The organism is Mesorhizobium sp. WSM4306, from assembly GCF_007003975.1.
In the GTDB taxonomy this organism is placed as follows: domain Bacteria; phylum Pseudomonadota; class Alphaproteobacteria; order Rhizobiales; family Rhizobiaceae; genus Mesorhizobium.
This window is the reverse complement of sequence record NZ_VFTC01000018.1, coordinates 21,997-38,260: the sequence shown is the minus strand read 5'-3', so window position 1 is coordinate 38,260 and position 16,264 is coordinate 21,997. Positions and strand designations below refer to the sequence as shown.

Genomic DNA, 16,264 nt, shown 5'->3' with positions numbered 1-16,264 from the left:
GAGGAAAAAATGCTGACCAAGACGCAAAGCGTGGACGGCGCGGCGATCAAGAAAGCGATCGAAGGACGGGACGGCAGGATGCTTGCGAGCTTCTATGCCGACGATGCGCTGGTGCGGGTGATCGATCGCAACAACCCGCCGAGCAAGCCGCGCGAGATCCGCGGCCGGGCGGCGATCAGCACGTTCTGGGACGATATCTGCAGCCGGGCAATGACCCACAAGGTCGACACCACCATCGCCGATGGCGACAACCTCGCCTTCACACAGGCCTGCGCCTATCCGGACGGAACGAAAGTGTTCTGCGCAGCGATGCTGGAGTTGAAGAACGGCCGCATTGCACGACAGACCGTCGTGCAAGCCTGGGACGAGTGAGGAGGCCGACATGTTCAGCGCCAGATGGCAGATTGACGCCAAATTCGGGCACAAGCAGACCGTGCTTGAACTGCTCAAGAAATGGGAACGCGAAATCGGCTCGCAGGTCGGCCTCGCCGAGCTGGAGTTCCAGATCATGACCGGATCGATCGGAGCGCGCGAGGCGACGGTCGAATCACATCACCAGGTCGAAAGCCTCGCCCAGCTCGAGGAGTTTTTCGCCAAGATCGGCAAGATCGACGCGCACGCCAAATGGGGCAAGGAAATGGAGCCCTATGTCGTGTCGGGCACCAGTCTGTGGAACATCTATCGCATTGTGGAGTAGTGGCCAGCGTTCGTACCTCTCCCCTTGTGGGAGAGGTACGATTGCCGCGATTTGTCCTTCACAAATCGGCTGGTAATCCGGGTGAGGGGTAAGTTGGCGTCAGGCTGGAACACCCCTCATCCGGCTCGGCGCTACGCGCCGATCGACCTTCTCCCACAAGAGGAGAAGGGAACACCAGCCCGCCTACATCAAGCCAAGCTGCTTGTAGAAGCCGAGCGCGTCGTAATAATCGCTCTGGGTAGCGATCTTGCCGTCCTTGATCGAAAACATCGAAGCGCCGGTGAAGGAGAACTTCTTGCCGGTGGCGGCGGTGCCGTCGGCCCAGGCGCCGGTATTGGTGCCGGAAAACTCCCATTCGAACGAGACGCGATCGCCCTCCACGACGGGCGCACCCTTCATCGTCCAGACGGCATCTGGAACGGCCTTGAGGAAATTGTCGATGACGCCGGTCTTGGCGGCCTCCTTGCCTTTGACCGGTTTGCCGACCGAGGCGTCGTAATAGGTGACGTCGTCGGCGAAGTAGCCGGCGGCCTTGGCCGAGTCATGCGCATTCCAGGCGGCGAGATAGGCTTCGACCACCGATTGCGCAGTATCGGCGGCTAAGGACGGCGCCGTGGCGAAAAGCGTCGCGGCGATGGCTGCGGTTGTCAGAAACTGGCGGCGATGCATGGTTATTTCCTCCCTGGTTGAATGCTTGTATTGCGCGCTCAAGCGCTACCCGTGGGCCACCATCACATGCCTGACAGCGGTGTAATCCTCCAGCGCATAAAGGGACATGTCCTTGCCGTAGCCGGACTGTTTCAGCCCGCCATGCGGCATCTCGTTGGTCAGCATGAAATGGGTGTTGATCCAGGTGCAGCCGTACTGAAGACGAGCGGCCGTCGCCATGGCGCGCGAGACGTCCTTTGTCCACACCGAGGATGCGAGGCCGTAGTCGCTGTCATTGGCCCAGTTGACGGCCTCATCGACTTCCGAGAAGCGGGTGATCGAGACGACCGGGCCGAACACTTCGCGGCGCACGATTTCGTCTTCTTGCAGCGCCCCGGCAACGACGGTCGGCTGATAATAGAAGCCGGAGCCCTCGCCCGGCTTGCCGCCGGTGGTGATTTCGATGTGCTTCAGCTCCGAGGCGCGCTCGACGAAGCTCGAGACGCGGTCGCGCTGGCGGCGCGAGATCAGAGGTCCGATCTCGTTTTCGGCGTCGTCTGGCAGATTGTACTTGATGGTCGAGACGGCGGAGGAGAGATCGGCGACGAGCTTGTCGTAGATTTTCTTGCCGGCATAGATGCGGCAAGCGGCGGTGCAGTCCTGGCCGGCATTGTAATAGCCGAAGGCGCGCAGGCCTTTGACCACCGCTCCCAGGTCGGCATCGTCGAAGACGATGACCGGCGCCTTGCCGCCGAGTTCGAGATGGGTGCGCTTGACCGACTTGGCGGCGGCCTGCAGCACCTTCTTGCCGGTGGCGACGTCACCGGTGATCGAGATCATGTTGACCTTGGGATGGTTGATCAGCGTGTTGCCGACGCTGTCGCCACGGCCGAGCACGACATTGACGACGCCTTCGGGAAGGATGTCGGCAAGGATCTTCGCCAGCTTGAGCGAAGTCAGCGGCGTCTGTTCCGACGGCTTGAAGACGACGGTGTTGCCGCCGGCGATCGCCGGCGCCAGCTTCCAGGCCATCATCATCAGCGGATAGTTCCACGGCGCGATCGAGGCGACGATGCCGATGGCATCCCGGCGCACCATCGAGGTGTGGCCGGGAATGTATTCGCCTGCAACGACGCCCGGCATCGAGCGGACGGCGCCAGCAAAGAAGCGGTAGCAGTCGACGATCGCCGGGATTTCGTCATTGAGCACGGCATTGATCGGCTTGCCGCAGTTGAGCGCCTCGAGCGTGGCGAACTCCTTGGCATCGGCCTCGATGCGGTCGGCGATCTTCAGGAGATAGCCGGAGCGCTGAGCCGGCGTGGTGCGCGACCAGGTGACGAACGCCTTCTCGGCCGCGAACACCGCCGCCTCGATCTGCGCCTGGCTGGCTTCGGGCAGGTTGAGGATCGTCGCTCCGGTCTTCGGATTGAGGATCGGCTCCTCGGTTTCGGTACCCTTCTCGAATTTCGAGCCGATTAGCATCTGGGTGTCCATTGGGTTCCTCCTTGAAAGGAAGTGAATGGTGAATGGTCAGTAGTGAATAGTGAGTAGTTAGTAGTTAGTAGCGATCAGAATTCATCCGCTGTTCTTCCATTCACCATTCACTACTTACTATTCACTACTCACTACTCACTACTCACTACTCAATACTCACTACTCACCCGTTTCATTTTCCACTGCCCGCAATCTGATCGCCGTCGCGGGTGAGGTAATAGGCAAACAGGATGGGCAGCAGCGTCATGAGCACGACGACCATGGCCACGACATTGGTGACGGGGCGCTGGCGCGGCCGGATCAGTTCCTCCAGCATCCAGATCGGCACGGTCTGCTGCTGGCCGGCGGTGAAGGTGGTGACGATGACCTCATCGAAGGACAGCGCGAAGGCGAGCATGCCGCCGGCAAGCAGTGCAGTGGCGATATTGGGCAGCACGACGTGCCTGAAAGTCTGGAAACCGTCGGCGCCGAGATCCATCGAAGCCTCGATCATCGAGCCAGAGGTGCGACGAAAGCGGGCGACCGCATTGTTGTAGACGACGACCACGCAGAAGGTGGCATGGCCGAGCACGATCGTCCAGAACGAGAAAGGTATGTCAGCCAGCGAGAAAGCCGAGCGCAGCGCGATGCCGGTGATGATGCCGGGCAGCGCGATCGGCAAGATGACCAGCAGCGAGATGGTCTCGCGGCCGAAGAATTTTGTCCGCGACACGGCGGCGGCGCACAGCGTGCCCAGCACCAGCGCAATCGCCGTCGAGATCGCGGCGACACGCACCGAGAGTGACAGCGCTTCCCACACATCCGGTCGGTTCCAGGTGACGGCGAACCATTGCGTGGTCAGTCCGGGCGGCGGCCAGACGAAGCTCTTTTCCTCCGTGGTGAAGGCGTAGACGAAGATCAGCAGGATAGGCAGATGCAGGAAGAGCAGGCCGCAAGCTGCTGCGATCTTGAGGCCAGGCGGGGCGGATTGCGAGCCGTCAGAGCGCATCGAACGCCCCCATGCGCTTGGCGCCCCAGAGGTAGAAACCCATGATGACGATGGGCACGACGGTGAAGGCGGCGGCGAGCGGAATGTTGCCGGCGGTGCCTTGCTGCGAATAGACGGCCTGGCCGATGAACAGCCGCGACGTGCCGATGATCTGCGGGATGATGTAGTCGCCCAGCGTCAGCGAGAAGGTGAAGATCGAGCCGGCGACGATGCCGGGCAGTGCCAGCGGGAACAGCACGTTGCGGAAGGTCTGGCCCGGCGACGCCCCAAGATCGGAGGACGCCTCGACCAGATTGCCGGGCACGCGTTCCAATGCGGCCTGCACCGGCAGGATCATGAACGGCAGCCAGACATAGACAAAAGCGATGAAGGTGCCGGTGGCCGAGACCGACAGCGAATTGCCGCCGACGACCGGCAGCGACAACCAGCCATCGAGCACCCAGAGCAGATGCAGCTTGGCGAGCAGCCAGGTCAGAATGCCTTCCTTGGCGAGGATCAGTTTCCAGGCATAGATCTTGACCAGGTAGCTCGACCACAGCGGCAGCATGACGCCGAGATAGAACAGCGCCTTCCAGCGGCCGCGCGCATATCGCGCCGCGTAGTAGGCGATGGGGAAGGCGATGATGGCAGAGGCCAGCGTGACCAGCGCCGCCATCGTCACCGTGCGCAGGATGATGTCGAGATTGGCGGCCTGGAACAGGTCGCCATAGGTCTTCAGTGTGAACTCATGGTTGATCAGGCCGGAGAATTCATCGATCGAAAAAAAGCTCTGCGCCAAGAGCGCGAACAGCGAGCCGATATAGACGACGCCCAGCCACAGCACCGGCGGCGCCAGCATGAGGAACAGTAGCAATCGCGGCCGGCGCCAGAACAGGTCGGAGAGCGCACCGCGCATGCCACCGCTGCCCGGCAGGATGGCAGGGGCGGGGTTGTTGAGCGCGGCGATGGTCATGAGGCCACCGCGGTGGTTAGATCAACATCCGCAACGTTGCGATCCTTCGCGCCCCCCTCTGTCCTGCCGGACATCTCCCCCACCAGGGGGGAGATTGGATGTCGCGGATGCTTTCGCCAATCACCCCCGTTGGAAAGGGAGAGCCGGCGGCCGAACTGCTGATCTCCCCCCTCGTGGGGGAGATGTCCGGCAGGACAGAGGGGGGCGCCGTAGAGCGCAATGCCTGCCCAAATTCCGCGCGCCACCGTCATGCCGGCTCGTCCATCAAATTCAGATGCTCGCGGTTGAAGGTGAGCACCACCGCTTCGCCTTCCGCCGGCAGTTTCGTGCCGGCCGGCACGATGGCGTGCAGCCTGAGCCCGTCTGCGTCGAGCGCCAGCTTTGTCGTGGCGCCGAGATAATTGGTTCCGACCAGGCGCGCGGCAACGCCATCGCCTTTCGCAGCTCGGCCTATGCGGATGGATTCAGGGCGCAAGCTGCCCCAGCGGTGCTGGCCGGAGTAACGCTGGACGAAATCCGGCGGCAGCACGTTGGACGAGCCGACGAAATCGGCGACGAAGCGTGTCTTCGGCCGCTGGTAGATGTCTTCCGGCGTGCCGATCTGCATGATCTTGCCGTCATTGAAGACGGCGACGCGGTCGGCCATCGACAGCGCTTCGCCCTGGTCGTGGGTGACGAAGACGAAAGTGATGCCGAGCGCCTTCTGCAGCGACTTCAGCTCTTCTTGCATGTTCTCGCGCAGCTTGAGGTCGAGCGCGCCGAGCGGCTCGTCGAGCAACAGCACCTTGGGCTGGTTGACCAGCGCACGGGCAAGCGCGACGCGCTGGCGCTGGCCGCCGGAGAGCTGGCCGGGACGGCGGCCGCCATAGCCGGGAAGCCGTACCAGCGACAGCGCCTCTTCCGCCGCCTTCTGGCGCTCGGCCTTGGCGACGCCCTTGACCATCAGCCCGTAGGCGACATTGTCGAGGACGTTGAGATGCGGGAACAGCGCGTAGTCCTGGAACACGGTGTTGACGTTGCGACGATAGGGCGGCACGCCCTCGGCGCGCTCGCCGAAGATCGAGATCGAGCCCGAGGTCGGTTGCTCGAAACCGGCAATAAGGCGCAGGCACGTCGTCTTGCCGGACCCCGACGGACCGAGCATGGCGAAGAATTCGCCCGGCACGATGTCGAGATCGACGGCGTCGACGGCGCGCACGCTGCCGAAATGGCGTGAGACTTTGTGGAAGGAAACGGCCGAGGTCATGGGTTGCCAGTCTGTTGCCTGGTTGATCTTCTGATGTCGCGCGCGACCCTCCCTCCCCTTGTGGGGGAGGTCGCGGCGAAGCCGCGGGTGGGGGTGATGGCGTGGCCTATCGGACAGGCCCCCACCCCGACGCTGCGCGTCGACCCTCCCCACAAGGGGGAGGGTAAAGGCGAAATTACCGTCCGCCGATGACGCCGATATAGTCCGACACCCAGCGGTAATAGGGCACGCACTGGTCGTTCTGAGTGGCGCACTTCGAGACCGGGGTCTTCCAGAACTTGATCTTGTCGAAATTGTCGTAGCCGTTGGTCTTGCAGCCTTCGTCGGTCAGAAGCTCGTTGCCCTTGCAGGCAGCGGGCACGACCGGCAACGAACCAAACCAGGCCGAGACATCGCCCTGCACCTTGGGCGACAGCGAATGCTCGAGCCACATATAGGCGCAGTTCGGGTGCGCGGCGTCGGCCTCCATCATGGTGGTGTCGGCCCAGCCGGTGACGCCTTCTTCCGGCACGGTCGAGGCGACCGGCTTCTTGGCGGCGATCAGCGTGTTGACCTGGTAGGGCCACGAGCCGGAAGCGACGACGCCTTCGTTCTGGAAATCGTCGACCTGGATTGCGGCGTCATGCCAGTAGCGGCCGACCAGCGTGCGCTGGACGCGCAGCAATTCGAGCGCCGCCTTGTACTGGTCTTCGTTCAGCTCGTAGGGATCCTTGATGCCGAGTTCCGGCTTGTGGAACATCAGATAGTTGGCGGCATCGGCAATGTGGATCGGGCCGTCATAGGCCTGGACGCGGCCCTTGTTGGACTTGCCGTCCGGCAGGTTCATTTCCTCGAAGACGATGTTCCAGCTCTTGGGCGCTTCCTTGAAGACATCGGTGTTGTACATCAGGACGTTCGGGCCCCACTGATAGGGGACGCCGTAGTGCACCTTGTCGACGGTGAACCAGGGCGCATCCTTCAGCCGGTCGTCGACGCTCTTCCAGCTCGGGATGAGATCGGTGTTGATGGGCTGCACGCGCTTGCCGGCGACGAGGCGCAGCGAGGCGTCACCCGAGGCGGTAACCAGGTCGAAGCCGCCCTCATTCATCAGCGACACCATCTCGTCGGACGTGTTGGCGGTCTTGACGTTGACCTTGCAGCCGCTCTCCTTCTCGAAGGAGGTCACCCAGTCATAGCCCTTGTCGGTTTCGCCGCGCTCGATGTAGCCGGGCCAGGCAACGATGCTGACCTCGCCTTCGCCCTTGCCAAGCTCCTTGACCTGGGCGACGGCCTGACCGGAAAAGGTCAGCGCGACCGTCAAAGCCGTGCACGTCTTCAGAAATGAATTCATCGTCAATCTCCCATTTTGGCGCCTGACTGCGAAGCCGGTCTTCGCTGCGGTCAGCCGCAGGCTGAAAAGTGTCAGTTCATCCGATGGACACTTACCGCTCTAGCGGCGGTCCGGTCCCTGAAATGAAAAGTGCTTGGAAAATTCCGGTTTCGCAAATTGATTTATCAGAAACACGATATCGGTTTTTCCGATAGATAGATACCGAATGCATGTCGCTCAAAAGTGGCCCCGGTTTTGAGAGAACGACATGCATCAAAACAAAGACTGTCAACGCTGCTGGCGTACCGTACGCTGCGATTGGGCAAGGCCGATGAAGTCGCGCGCCGCCTGCGGCAGGCCGGAGCCGCGGCGCCAGACCATGCCGACCTGGACGACCGGCAAAGTGCCGGAAATATCACGCGATTCTATGCGGTCGCCTTCCAGCGACCAGGGCCGATAGACAAGGTCGGGCAGCAGCGCCACGCCGGCGCCGGTGGCGACGAGGCTGCGCACAGCTTCCACGGAGCGGGTGCGGAAGGCGACATGCGGCTTGGCGCCGATCGCGGCCAGAAGCTTGCCGGTGCTTTCCTCGATCTCGTCGACGGTGAGCATGATCAGCGGTTCGCCGGCAATGTCGCCAATGCCGATAATGTCGGCGCTGGCCAGTTTGTGGCTGAGCGGCACCCACAGCCGGTAGGCCGAGACTTCGAGGATTTCCGACTGCAGCGCCGTGCGGTCGCGCAAATTGGAGGTGACCATGACGGCGATATCGAGCTTGCCGCCGATCAGCAGGTGCTCGAGATAGTCACCATTGTCTTCGATGGCCGAGACATCGACGCCCGGATAGGCGCGGCGGTAGCGCGCCAGAAGATCGGACAGCACATAGCCGGCGACCAGCGAGGTGACGCCGAGCTGCAGGCGCCCGCCGGCCACCACCTGGTCGTCGGAGAAAGCGCGGCGCGCGTCGGAGACATCGGCCAGGATCTTGGTGGCATGGCGCAAGAACTGGTGGCCTTTGTGGGTGATGTTGAGGCCCCGTGGATGGCGCTCGAACAGTTCAACGCCGAGATCGCTTTCCAGCTCCTTGATCGCTTCGGTAACCGAAGATTGCGAGATGGAGAGGTTTTGTGCGGCACCTGACACCGTGCCTTGCTCGGCGACGGCAATGAAGAACTGCAACTGGCGGATGGTGAAGGCCATGGCCGGACTAAACACCGGCCCGGCGGCGAAGGAAAGCCGAAGGCGGAGCTTATCCCGTGGCGGCTGTCTGGTGCCTCGCGCTTAGCTGAGCCTGAGACGCCGCCGCAGTGCCGGACCGTAGCGCAGCGCGAGCATGAACGCCGTCTCCAGGGCCAGGACGATAACGATGATACGAAAGCCTATGGAATAGGAATCCCGGCCGCTGCCGCGCATGAGATAGCCGGTGACCAGAAAACCCGTATTCCACAGCGTGGCACCGAGCAGCGTCGCTGCCGCGAAGGGTAGTCGCGGCAGGCGGAGTGCGCCGGCCGCGATCGGCAGGTAGTTGCGAACCGTCGGGATGAACTGCGCCAGCAAGGAGACCTGCACATGATGGCGGCGATAGGCCTCGCCGAGCCTGGAATAGGTCGCATAGCGCAGGCAGACATATTTGCCGAAACGCTCTACCAGCCTGTCAGCGCGATCCAATCCAATCCGCCATCCCACCGCATACCAGACAAGGCAGCCTGTGATGGCTGAGAGCGTCGTCACCAGGAGCAGGATCGCCAGCCTCGACAGATCAGGCGCTGCCGTCATGCCAAGGAACAGCAGCAGCACATGCGAGGGCGGCAGCGGCAGAATCTTTTCGGTAAAGGCGAGGCAGGCGACGCCGACCAGGCCGAGGCCCAGGATCGCCGACAGCGGATCGGTCATGAAAAGCGCCAGTCATAGGTTTTGAGGTTCTTGATCCTGGACACCTTATACACCGTCGCCGGCGGGAAGTTGCGGAAGGTCCGGCCAAGCCGGGTCGCTTCCAGGTCGAGCCTGTCGAGCAATGTCTGGTCGAAGGGGCAGCGGCTGCCCAATGTGTACTGGTAAAGGGCCGCGCCCGGCCGCAGAGCGTCGAACACGCCTTCCAGTATAGCGAAAGCCTTGCGCGGCGACATCAGCCGAAACGGCAAGCCGCTTATGGCGGCTCCCGCCACCGGGCTGTCAAACAGAGGCGGATGGCCCAGACCGGCCGCATCCATTTCGAAGATGCGCGCGGCGGGAAATCGCCGCGCCAGAAGCGAGGCAAAGTCTGGGTCGGCTTCGACCAAGGTCAAATCCTGCTCCCTGACACCACGCGCGAGCAACGCCCGCGTGAACGGACCGGTGCCGGGTCCAAGTTCTAACACCTGACCGGTTTCGGGACCGATCTCGCGCGTGATCAGGGCCGCAAGGCTGGAACTGGAGGGCGTGACCGAGCCAAGCCGGACCGGCGCCAGCGTCCAGGCCATAAGGAAAGACAAGGCGTCGTTTGCAGGCATGTTGTCCTCACTGATGATGCGGGCGATTCGCCTGACCCGCACTTCGATGAGGCGCTGTTTGCAGCGACCGGGTTGCATGAACATTGCGAACCGCAGGCTTGAGCGAAAAAGAAATTCCTCACCACATGGGTTTGACACCGCGCCACGCAACATATGCGCCCGCATGATGCACAACATAGCCTTCGCCGTATCGGGTGGCGGCATGGCCGGGATTGCGGCGCACCAGTCGCTGGTGTTTGGCCTAGAACTGGTCCACTGAAATTGTGCTACGCCGCAGCGATGCTGAGGCGCGCTCCCGCCTCGGCGAGTGCTGTGGCAATGTCGCGCGGCGGCGGCTGGTCTGTGGCGAGTTCGGAAAAACCGTCGAAGCCGCAGACCTGGACCAGCCCCTGGCGACCGAATTTGGTGTGGTCGGTGATGACCAGCGAGCGCTGGCCGCGCGACAGTACCATGCGGGCGAACTCCGCCTCTTCCAGATCATAGTCCGCCAGCCCCGCGACGGCGTCCACCGCGCCGATCGAAATCACCGCGTGGCTGACCGAGAAGCGGCTGACGAAGTCGATCGCCGAGGCGCCGAAGGCTGCACCGGAATCGCTGCGCAGCTCGCCGCCGGCCATATAGACCTTGTTGCCGTTGACGGTGGCCAGCGTGCGGGCGATGTCGGACGAGTTGGTGACCACCGTCAGCCGCCGGTGGCCGAGCAGCTCGCGCGCCAGGAACGAGGTCGTGGTGCCGGTGTCCAGCATCACCGATTCACCGTCGCGGATGGTGGCGGCGACCATGCGGGCGATCAGCCGCTTTGCCTCGGCATTGTCGCGCATGCGCCGCTCGAACGGCGCTTCGCCGGTCATCGACGGCAGGCCGATGGCGCCGTGCATCTTCAGCACCGAGCCGTTACCAGTGAGCGGCTTGACATCACGGCGCACGGTTTCAAGCGAGACCCCCAGCCTGTCCGCGAGGCTAGCGATGGTGACGGTACCCTCTTCCTTCAGGAGGCGGAGGATTTCGCCATGCCGTTTCGAATGGATCATGTGGCCTCCCGAATTCTGCGATCTGCCCGGTTTTAGGGCAATACAGACGTTTTTAAAGGAATTGCAGGCGGTTTCGGGCAAAACACCCAAAAAAAGTCACAACATTTTATTGACAGTCGGGCGGCACTGGCATGACATTGATCGCGTGACAGGCTTCGGAACTGCCACGGGAGGGTGATGGCAGAGCCGCAATTTCACGGACCGGACCGTCTGGCCAGACCGTCTGGGATTGATCTGGCACAAAGGCTTTTCAAATCCGCGGGGGCGGAGACCGGGTATCAAAACCTGGCCAAAGGGGCTCGTCGGTGCGGCGCGGGATGGGAAAGTCCCGGCATCCCGCACCGACGAGATTTTTGCGTTTCCCCCGCCCTCTTTGCGCGGCGCAGGGCGCCTTGTCGAAGCTTCGCCAAATCAGGGATGGTCTCGTGACTGCTGAAGACCGCATCCGGGCCTTGCCCTGCTGGAATGGCAGCGTCGACATTGCACCGCTGCCGGGCGGCCTCAGCAACGCCAACTACCTGGTCAAGGACGCGGCCGGGCGGCACGTCGTGCGCTTCGGCCAAGACTATCCGTTCCACCACGTCTTTCGCGATCGCGAGGTGATGACATCGCGGGCTGCGCATGAAGCGGGCTTCGCGCCGGCGGTTCGATATTCCGAACCTGGCATCATGGTCACGGAATTCCTCGGCGCAAAGACCTATGTCGCCGCAGACGTGCGCGCCAATATCGGCCGCGTCGCTGCATTGATGCGCGGGTTCCATCGCGAGATGCCCAATCACATCTCCGGCGCCGGCTTCATGTTCTGGGTCTTCCATGTCATCCGCGACTATGCGCGCACACTGAGCGAAGGCGGCAGCCGCAAGCGCGACGAGCTGCCACGGCTTTTGGCGCTGGCCGACGAGTTGGAGCGGGCACAGAAGCTGCTGCCGATCGTGTTCGGCCATAACGATCTTTTGCCGGCAAATATTCTTGACGACGGCGACAGGCTATGGCTGATCGACTTCGAATATGCCGGCTTCAACACCGCGATGTTCGATCTTGCCGGCGTTGCCTCCAATGCCGAGATGAGCGACGCCGAGTCCTTCGCCTTCCTCACCGCCTATTTCATGCGCGAGCCCGATGAGGCGATCCGTCGCTCGCATGCCGCCATGCAATGCGCGTCGCTGCTGCGCGAGGCGATGTGGAGCATGGTCTCCGAGCTCTATCTCGATGCGCCGGGCATCGACTACGTCGCCTATACCGCAGAGAACCTGACGCGGCTCGACGCAGCGCTGGACAATTACCGCACGAAATACGGAACACAGCCATGACCTTGCCAACGCAAGCCGGCATCGTCGTCATCGGCGGTGGCATTATCGGCTGTTCGACGGCCTATCATCTGGCGCGAGACCACAAGGCCGATGTCGTGCTGCTGGAGCAGGGCAAATTGACCTCCGGTTCGACCTGGCATGCGGCCGGGCTGGTCGGACAGCTGCGCTCGTCGGCCTCGATCACCCGGGTGCTCAAATATTCGGTCGAGCTCTACAAGGGGCTGGAGGCCGAGACTGGGCTGGCCACCGGCTGGAAGATGACTGGGTGCCTCAGGCTTGCCACCAACTCCGACCGGTGGACGGAGTACAAAAGGCTTGCGACGACAGCCAGGAGCTTCGGCATGGACATGCAGTTGCTGTCGCCGGACGAGGTGAAGAAGATGTGGCCGCTGCTGGAGACCAGCGACCTCGTCGGCGCGAGTTGGCTGCCGACCGACGGCCAGGCCAGCCCTTCCGACATCACGCAGTCGCTGGCCAAGGGCGCGCGCATGCATGGCGCCAAACTGTTCGAGGATGTGCGCGTTACCGGCTTCGACATGAAGGACGGGCGCGTCACCGCGGTGAAGACCAACAGGGGCGACATCGCCTGCGACAAGGTGGTGAACTGCGCTGGGCAATGGGCGCGCCAGGTCGGCGCCATGGCCGGCATTTCTGTGCCGCTGCAACCGGTCAAGCACCAGTACATCATCACCGAAAAGATCGAAGGGTTGGCGACCGACGCGCCGACCATCCGCGACCCCGACCGACGCACTTATTTCAAGGAAGAGGTCGGCGGGCTGGTGATGGGCGGCTATGAGCCGAACCCGCAGGCCTGGGCGACCGGCCTGCCCGGCGGCGATGTGCCCAATGATTGGGAATTTAGCCTGTTCGACGACGACTACGATCACTTCGAGCAGCATATGAGCCAGGCGATCGCGCGCGTGCCGGCGTTGGAGACAGTCGGCGTCAAGCAGATGATCAACGGGCCGGAGAGTTTCACGCCGGACGGCAATTTCATCCTCGGCGTCGCGCCCGAATGCGCCAACATGTTCGTCGGCGCCGGCTTCAACGCCTTCGGTATTGCGTCGGGTGGCGGCGCCGGCTGGGTGCTGGCGCAATGGGTGGTCGACGGCGAGGCGCCGCTAGACCTCTGGGTGGTCGACATCAGGCGCTTTTCCGGCCTGCACCGCGACCGGCAATGGGTCAGCGACCGCACGCTGGAAGCCTATGGCAAGCACTACACGATCGGCTTTCCGCATGAGGAGTATGTCTCGGGTCGGCCGCGCATCGTCTCGCCGCTCTATGACCGGCTGAAGCAGCATCGCGCGGTGTTCGGCTCCAAGCTCGGCTGGGAGCGGCCGAACTGGTTCGCGCCGCAGGGCACCGAGCCTGAAGACATCTATTCGATGGGCCGTCAAAACTGGTTCGCGCCCGTCGGTGATGAGCACCGGCATGTGCGCGAAAAGGTCGGTATTTTCGACCAGTCCTCCTTTGCCAAATACGAGATGACGGGCGCGGACGCACAAAAAGCGCTGGACTGGATCTGCGCCAACGATGTCGCCAAGGCGGTCGGACGGCTGACCTACACGCAGCTCCTCAACACACGCGGCGGCATCGAGGCCGATCTTACGGTGGCCAGGCTTGCCGAAGACAAATTCTACATCGTCACCGGCACCGGCTTCCGTACGCACGACCTGTCGTGGATCGGCGACCATGTCGGCAAGGAACTCGACGTGACGTTGAAAGATGTCACCGAGGATTTCGGCACGCTGTCGCTGATGGGGCCGCGCGCCCGCGACGTGCTTGCGGCGGTCACCGAGGCGGATGTCTCGAATGCCGCCTTCCCATTCGGCCATGTGCGCGAGATCGGGATCGCTAATCACACAATCCGGGCGCTGCGCGTCACCTATGTCGGCGAGCTTGGCTGGGAGCTGCATGTGCCGATCGCCGCCACCGGCGAAATCTTCGACGTGCTGATGGCGGCGGGCAAGCCGCATGGCATCCGCCCGGTCGGCTACCGGGCGCTGGAATCGCTGCGGCTAGAGAAAGGCTATCGCGCCTGGGGTTCCGACATCACGCCCAACGACACGCCGCAGGAGGCTGGCCTCGGCTGGGCGGTGAAGCTTCGGAAAAACACAGATTTCGTCGGCCGCCGGGCACTCGAAAAGATCAGCGGCGCCGAACTGAAAAAACGCTTTGCCGGCTTCACTGTCGACGATCCCGATATCGTTCTCGTCGGGCGCGAGACGATTTTGCGCAATGGCGAGCCGGTCGGTTATCTCACCAGCGGCGGCTATGGCTACACGGTGGGCAAGAACATCGGCTACGGCTATGTGCGCAACGCCGATGGCGTCAGCGACGATTTCCTCGCCTCCGGAGACTATGAGCTGGTGGTGGCGATGGAGCGGACGCCGGCCAAAATCCATCTCGAGCCGATGTACGATCCGGCGATGAGCAAGATCAAGGTATAGATCCTGGATCAGCTCATGCGCAGCACAAGACCGCGGCTGGGCACCGTATCCGCCTCGCCGGGCATCGAGACATAGGGCGCTGTCTCCTCGACACGAACGACCCTGCCTTCAGCCTCGAGCGCAGCGATGCGGTCGGCAAAGCCGGCGTTCCACAGTGTGTTCTTGACCGTCAGCACGATAATGCCACCCGGCCGGCAGATGCGGATCAGTTCGTCCAGCCCCTCGGCGCCGACATGGCCGGAGGTGAACACGCCGGCCGATACGATACCGGCATAGGCATTGTCGGCAAAGGGCAGCGGGCCGCCGAGCGCCAGGCAATGCAGCGCCGAATAGACGCCCTTTGCTGCCGCCTTGGTGAGCATGCCTTGCGAAATGTCGAGCGCCTCGACCTGGGGGTAGCCGGTAATGGCCAGCCATTCGCCGATCAGTCCGGTGCCGGCGCCGGCATCGAGAAGCGGGGCAGCGCCGCGCGGCAGATGGCGGGCAAGAAGGGCCAGGCAGATCGTTGGGTGGCGATAGCCGGCGGCCGACATGTCGGCATCGTAGGTTTCCGACCAGTTGTCATAGATCGCGGCCACGTCCTCGGGCCGTTGCGCCGCATAGGCGGCGCCAAGCCCGCCATGATCCTTGTTTCCCGCCATCGCTGTTTCTCCGCCAGCTCGATGCTCACCCTCGAACCGATGATAGCCAAACGGCGAAAACTGTGGAACCGTTATCGAAAGAAATAACACGCCAGGGGCAACAGGCATGGCGACGGACGAGGCACGCGCAATACTTGCGGCGATTCCGGCATTGGCCGGCTACGACGGGCCGCTGGAGCGATTGGGCGGGATGACCAATCTGGTCTTCCGGGCCGGCGATATCTGCCTGCGTATCCCTGGCAAAGGCACCGACGAATACATCAACCGCGCCAATGAAGCGGTGGCGGCGCGTGAGGCGGCCAAAGCCGGCGTCAGTCCCGAGGTGCTGTATGTCGACGCCTCGACAGGCGTGCTGGCGAGCCGCTTCATTGCAGGTGCCGAGACGATGTCGCCGGAGAAGTTCAAGACCCGGACGGGAAGCTCGGCCCGCGCCGGTGAGGCCTTCCGCAAGCTGCACACGTCCGGCGCGGTGTTTCCGTTCCGCTTCGAACTGTTTGCGATGATCGACGACTATCTCAAGGTTTTGTCGACCAAGGACGTCGCCTTGCCGCCCGGCTACCACGACGTCGTGCGCGAATCCGAAACCGTGCGTTCTGCCCTTGCCGTTCACAAGCTGCCGCTTGCCGCCTGCCATTGCGACCCGCTGTGCGAGAATTTTCTCGATACGGGCGAGCGGATGTGGATCGTCGACTGGGAGTATTCGGGGATGAACGACCCGCTTTGGGATCTCGGCGATCTCAGCGTCGAAGGCAACTTCGACACTGCGCAAGAGGAAGAGATGATGCGTGCCTATTTCGGCGGCGAGGCAAAGCCGGCCGAGCGTGGCCGCGTCGTCATCTACAAGGCGATGTGCGATCTGTTGTGGACGCTGTGGGGGTTGATCCAGCTTGCCAACAACAACCCAGTCGAGGATTTCCGTGCCTATGCTGACGGCCGTTTCGCCCGCTGCAAGGCGCTGATGGAGACACCAGAGTTTTCAAGGCATCTGGCGGCGGTGCGCAGGGGCTAG

16 protein-coding genes are annotated in these 16,264 nt (G+C 62.9%); 5 read left to right on the top strand and 11 right to left on the bottom strand.

The annotated features are described in order from the left end of the window. Positions 1-9: 9 nt before the first annotated feature. Together FJV77_RS20540 and FJV77_RS20535 are read left to right on the top strand one after the other, a co-directional pair. On the top strand, positions 10-372 hold the full coding sequence (locus tag FJV77_RS20540) for a nuclear transport factor 2 family protein (RefSeq protein WP_023688799.1): 363 nt from the start codon (positions 10-12) through the stop codon (positions 370-372). A 10-nt stretch (positions 373-382) separates the two neighbouring features. Beyond that, positions 383-697, top strand: a complete 315-nt coding sequence (locus tag FJV77_RS20535) for a hypothetical protein (protein ID WP_142868461.1) — start codon at positions 383-385, stop codon at positions 695-697. Positions 698-880: 183 nt separating this feature from the next. On the opposite strand, the gene FJV77_RS20530 is transcribed toward FJV77_RS20535, so the two are convergent. The 10 genes from FJV77_RS20530 to FJV77_RS20475 form a co-directional block, all read right to left on the bottom strand. Continuing rightward, the gene (locus FJV77_RS20530) at positions 881-1,366 is read right to left on the bottom strand and encodes an ester cyclase (protein WP_142868460.1); all 486 of its coding nucleotides are present in this window, start codon (positions 1,364-1,366) and stop codon (positions 881-883) included. Positions 1,367-1,411: 45 nt separating this feature from the next. Beyond that, complete coding sequence (locus FJV77_RS20525) at positions 1,412-2,839, bottom strand: gamma-aminobutyraldehyde dehydrogenase (RefSeq protein ID WP_142868459.1); 1,428 nt, start codon at positions 2,837-2,839, stop codon at positions 1,412-1,414. 172 nt (positions 2,840-3,011) lie between these two features. Next, entirely contained in the window at positions 3,012-3,827 is an 816-nt protein-coding gene (locus tag FJV77_RS20520) for an ABC transporter permease (protein WP_142868458.1), read from the bottom strand. Further along, positions 3,817-4,779, bottom strand: coding sequence for an ABC transporter permease (locus tag FJV77_RS20515; RefSeq protein ID WP_142868457.1), 963 nt, complete (start codon positions 4,777-4,779; stop codon positions 3,817-3,819). The genes FJV77_RS20520 and FJV77_RS20515 overlap by 11 nt, the downstream gene beginning before the upstream one ends. 247 nt (positions 4,780-5,026) lie before the next feature. Continuing rightward, complete coding sequence (locus FJV77_RS20505; protein WP_142868456.1) at positions 5,027-6,025, bottom strand: ABC transporter ATP-binding protein; 999 nt, start codon at positions 6,023-6,025, stop codon at positions 5,027-5,029. 175 nt (positions 6,026-6,200) lie between these two features. After that, positions 6,201-7,355: an ABC transporter substrate-binding protein gene (locus tag FJV77_RS20500; RefSeq protein ID WP_142868455.1), complete on the bottom strand. Its 1,155-nt coding sequence runs from the start codon at positions 7,353-7,355 to the stop codon at positions 6,201-6,203. Positions 7,356-7,622: 267 nt separating this feature from the next. Beyond that, positions 7,623-8,534: a LysR substrate-binding domain-containing protein gene (locus tag FJV77_RS20495; protein WP_142868454.1), complete on the bottom strand. Its 912-nt coding sequence runs from the start codon at positions 8,532-8,534 to the stop codon at positions 7,623-7,625. 81 nt (positions 8,535-8,615) lie between these two features. After that, positions 8,616-9,227, bottom strand: coding sequence for a DedA family protein (locus FJV77_RS20490; RefSeq protein WP_142868453.1), 612 nt, complete (start codon positions 9,225-9,227; stop codon positions 8,616-8,618). After that, entirely contained in the window at positions 9,224-9,823 is a 600-nt protein-coding gene (locus FJV77_RS20485) for an rRNA adenine N-6-methyltransferase family protein (protein WP_142868452.1), read from the bottom strand. Before FJV77_RS20485 ends, FJV77_RS20490 begins: the two co-directional genes overlap by 4 nt. Before the next feature lie 266 nt (positions 9,824-10,089). After that, on the bottom strand, positions 10,090-10,854 hold the full coding sequence (locus FJV77_RS20475; protein ID WP_142868450.1) for a DeoR/GlpR family DNA-binding transcription regulator: 765 nt from the start codon (positions 10,852-10,854) through the stop codon (positions 10,090-10,092). A gap of 425 nt (positions 10,855-11,279) precedes the next feature. On the opposite strand from FJV77_RS20475, the gene FJV77_RS20470 reads away from it, so the two are divergent. Both FJV77_RS20470 and FJV77_RS20465 read left to right on the top strand, forming a co-directional pair. Then, positions 11,280-12,164 (top strand): phosphotransferase family protein, encoded by an 885-nt coding sequence (locus tag FJV77_RS20470; RefSeq protein ID WP_142868449.1) that lies wholly within the window; start codon positions 11,280-11,282, stop codon positions 12,162-12,164. Further along, the gene (locus FJV77_RS20465; RefSeq protein WP_142868448.1) at positions 12,161-14,614 is read left to right on the top strand and encodes an FAD-dependent oxidoreductase; all 2,454 of its coding nucleotides are present in this window, start codon (positions 12,161-12,163) and stop codon (positions 14,612-14,614) included. The genes FJV77_RS20470 and FJV77_RS20465 overlap by 4 nt, the downstream gene beginning before the upstream one ends. Positions 14,615-14,622: 8 nt before the next feature. Here FJV77_RS20465 and FJV77_RS20460 read toward each other — a convergent pair whose 3' ends face one another. Further along, on the bottom strand, positions 14,623-15,255 hold the full coding sequence (locus tag FJV77_RS20460; RefSeq protein ID WP_142868447.1) for a class I SAM-dependent methyltransferase: 633 nt from the start codon (positions 15,253-15,255) through the stop codon (positions 14,623-14,625). A 106-nt stretch (positions 15,256-15,361) separates the two neighbouring features. Between FJV77_RS20460 and FJV77_RS20455 the strand changes: the two genes are divergently transcribed. Beyond that, a complete protein-coding gene (locus FJV77_RS20455; RefSeq protein ID WP_142868446.1) occupies positions 15,362-16,264 on the top strand; it encodes a phosphotransferase family protein in 903 nt (300 codons plus the stop codon).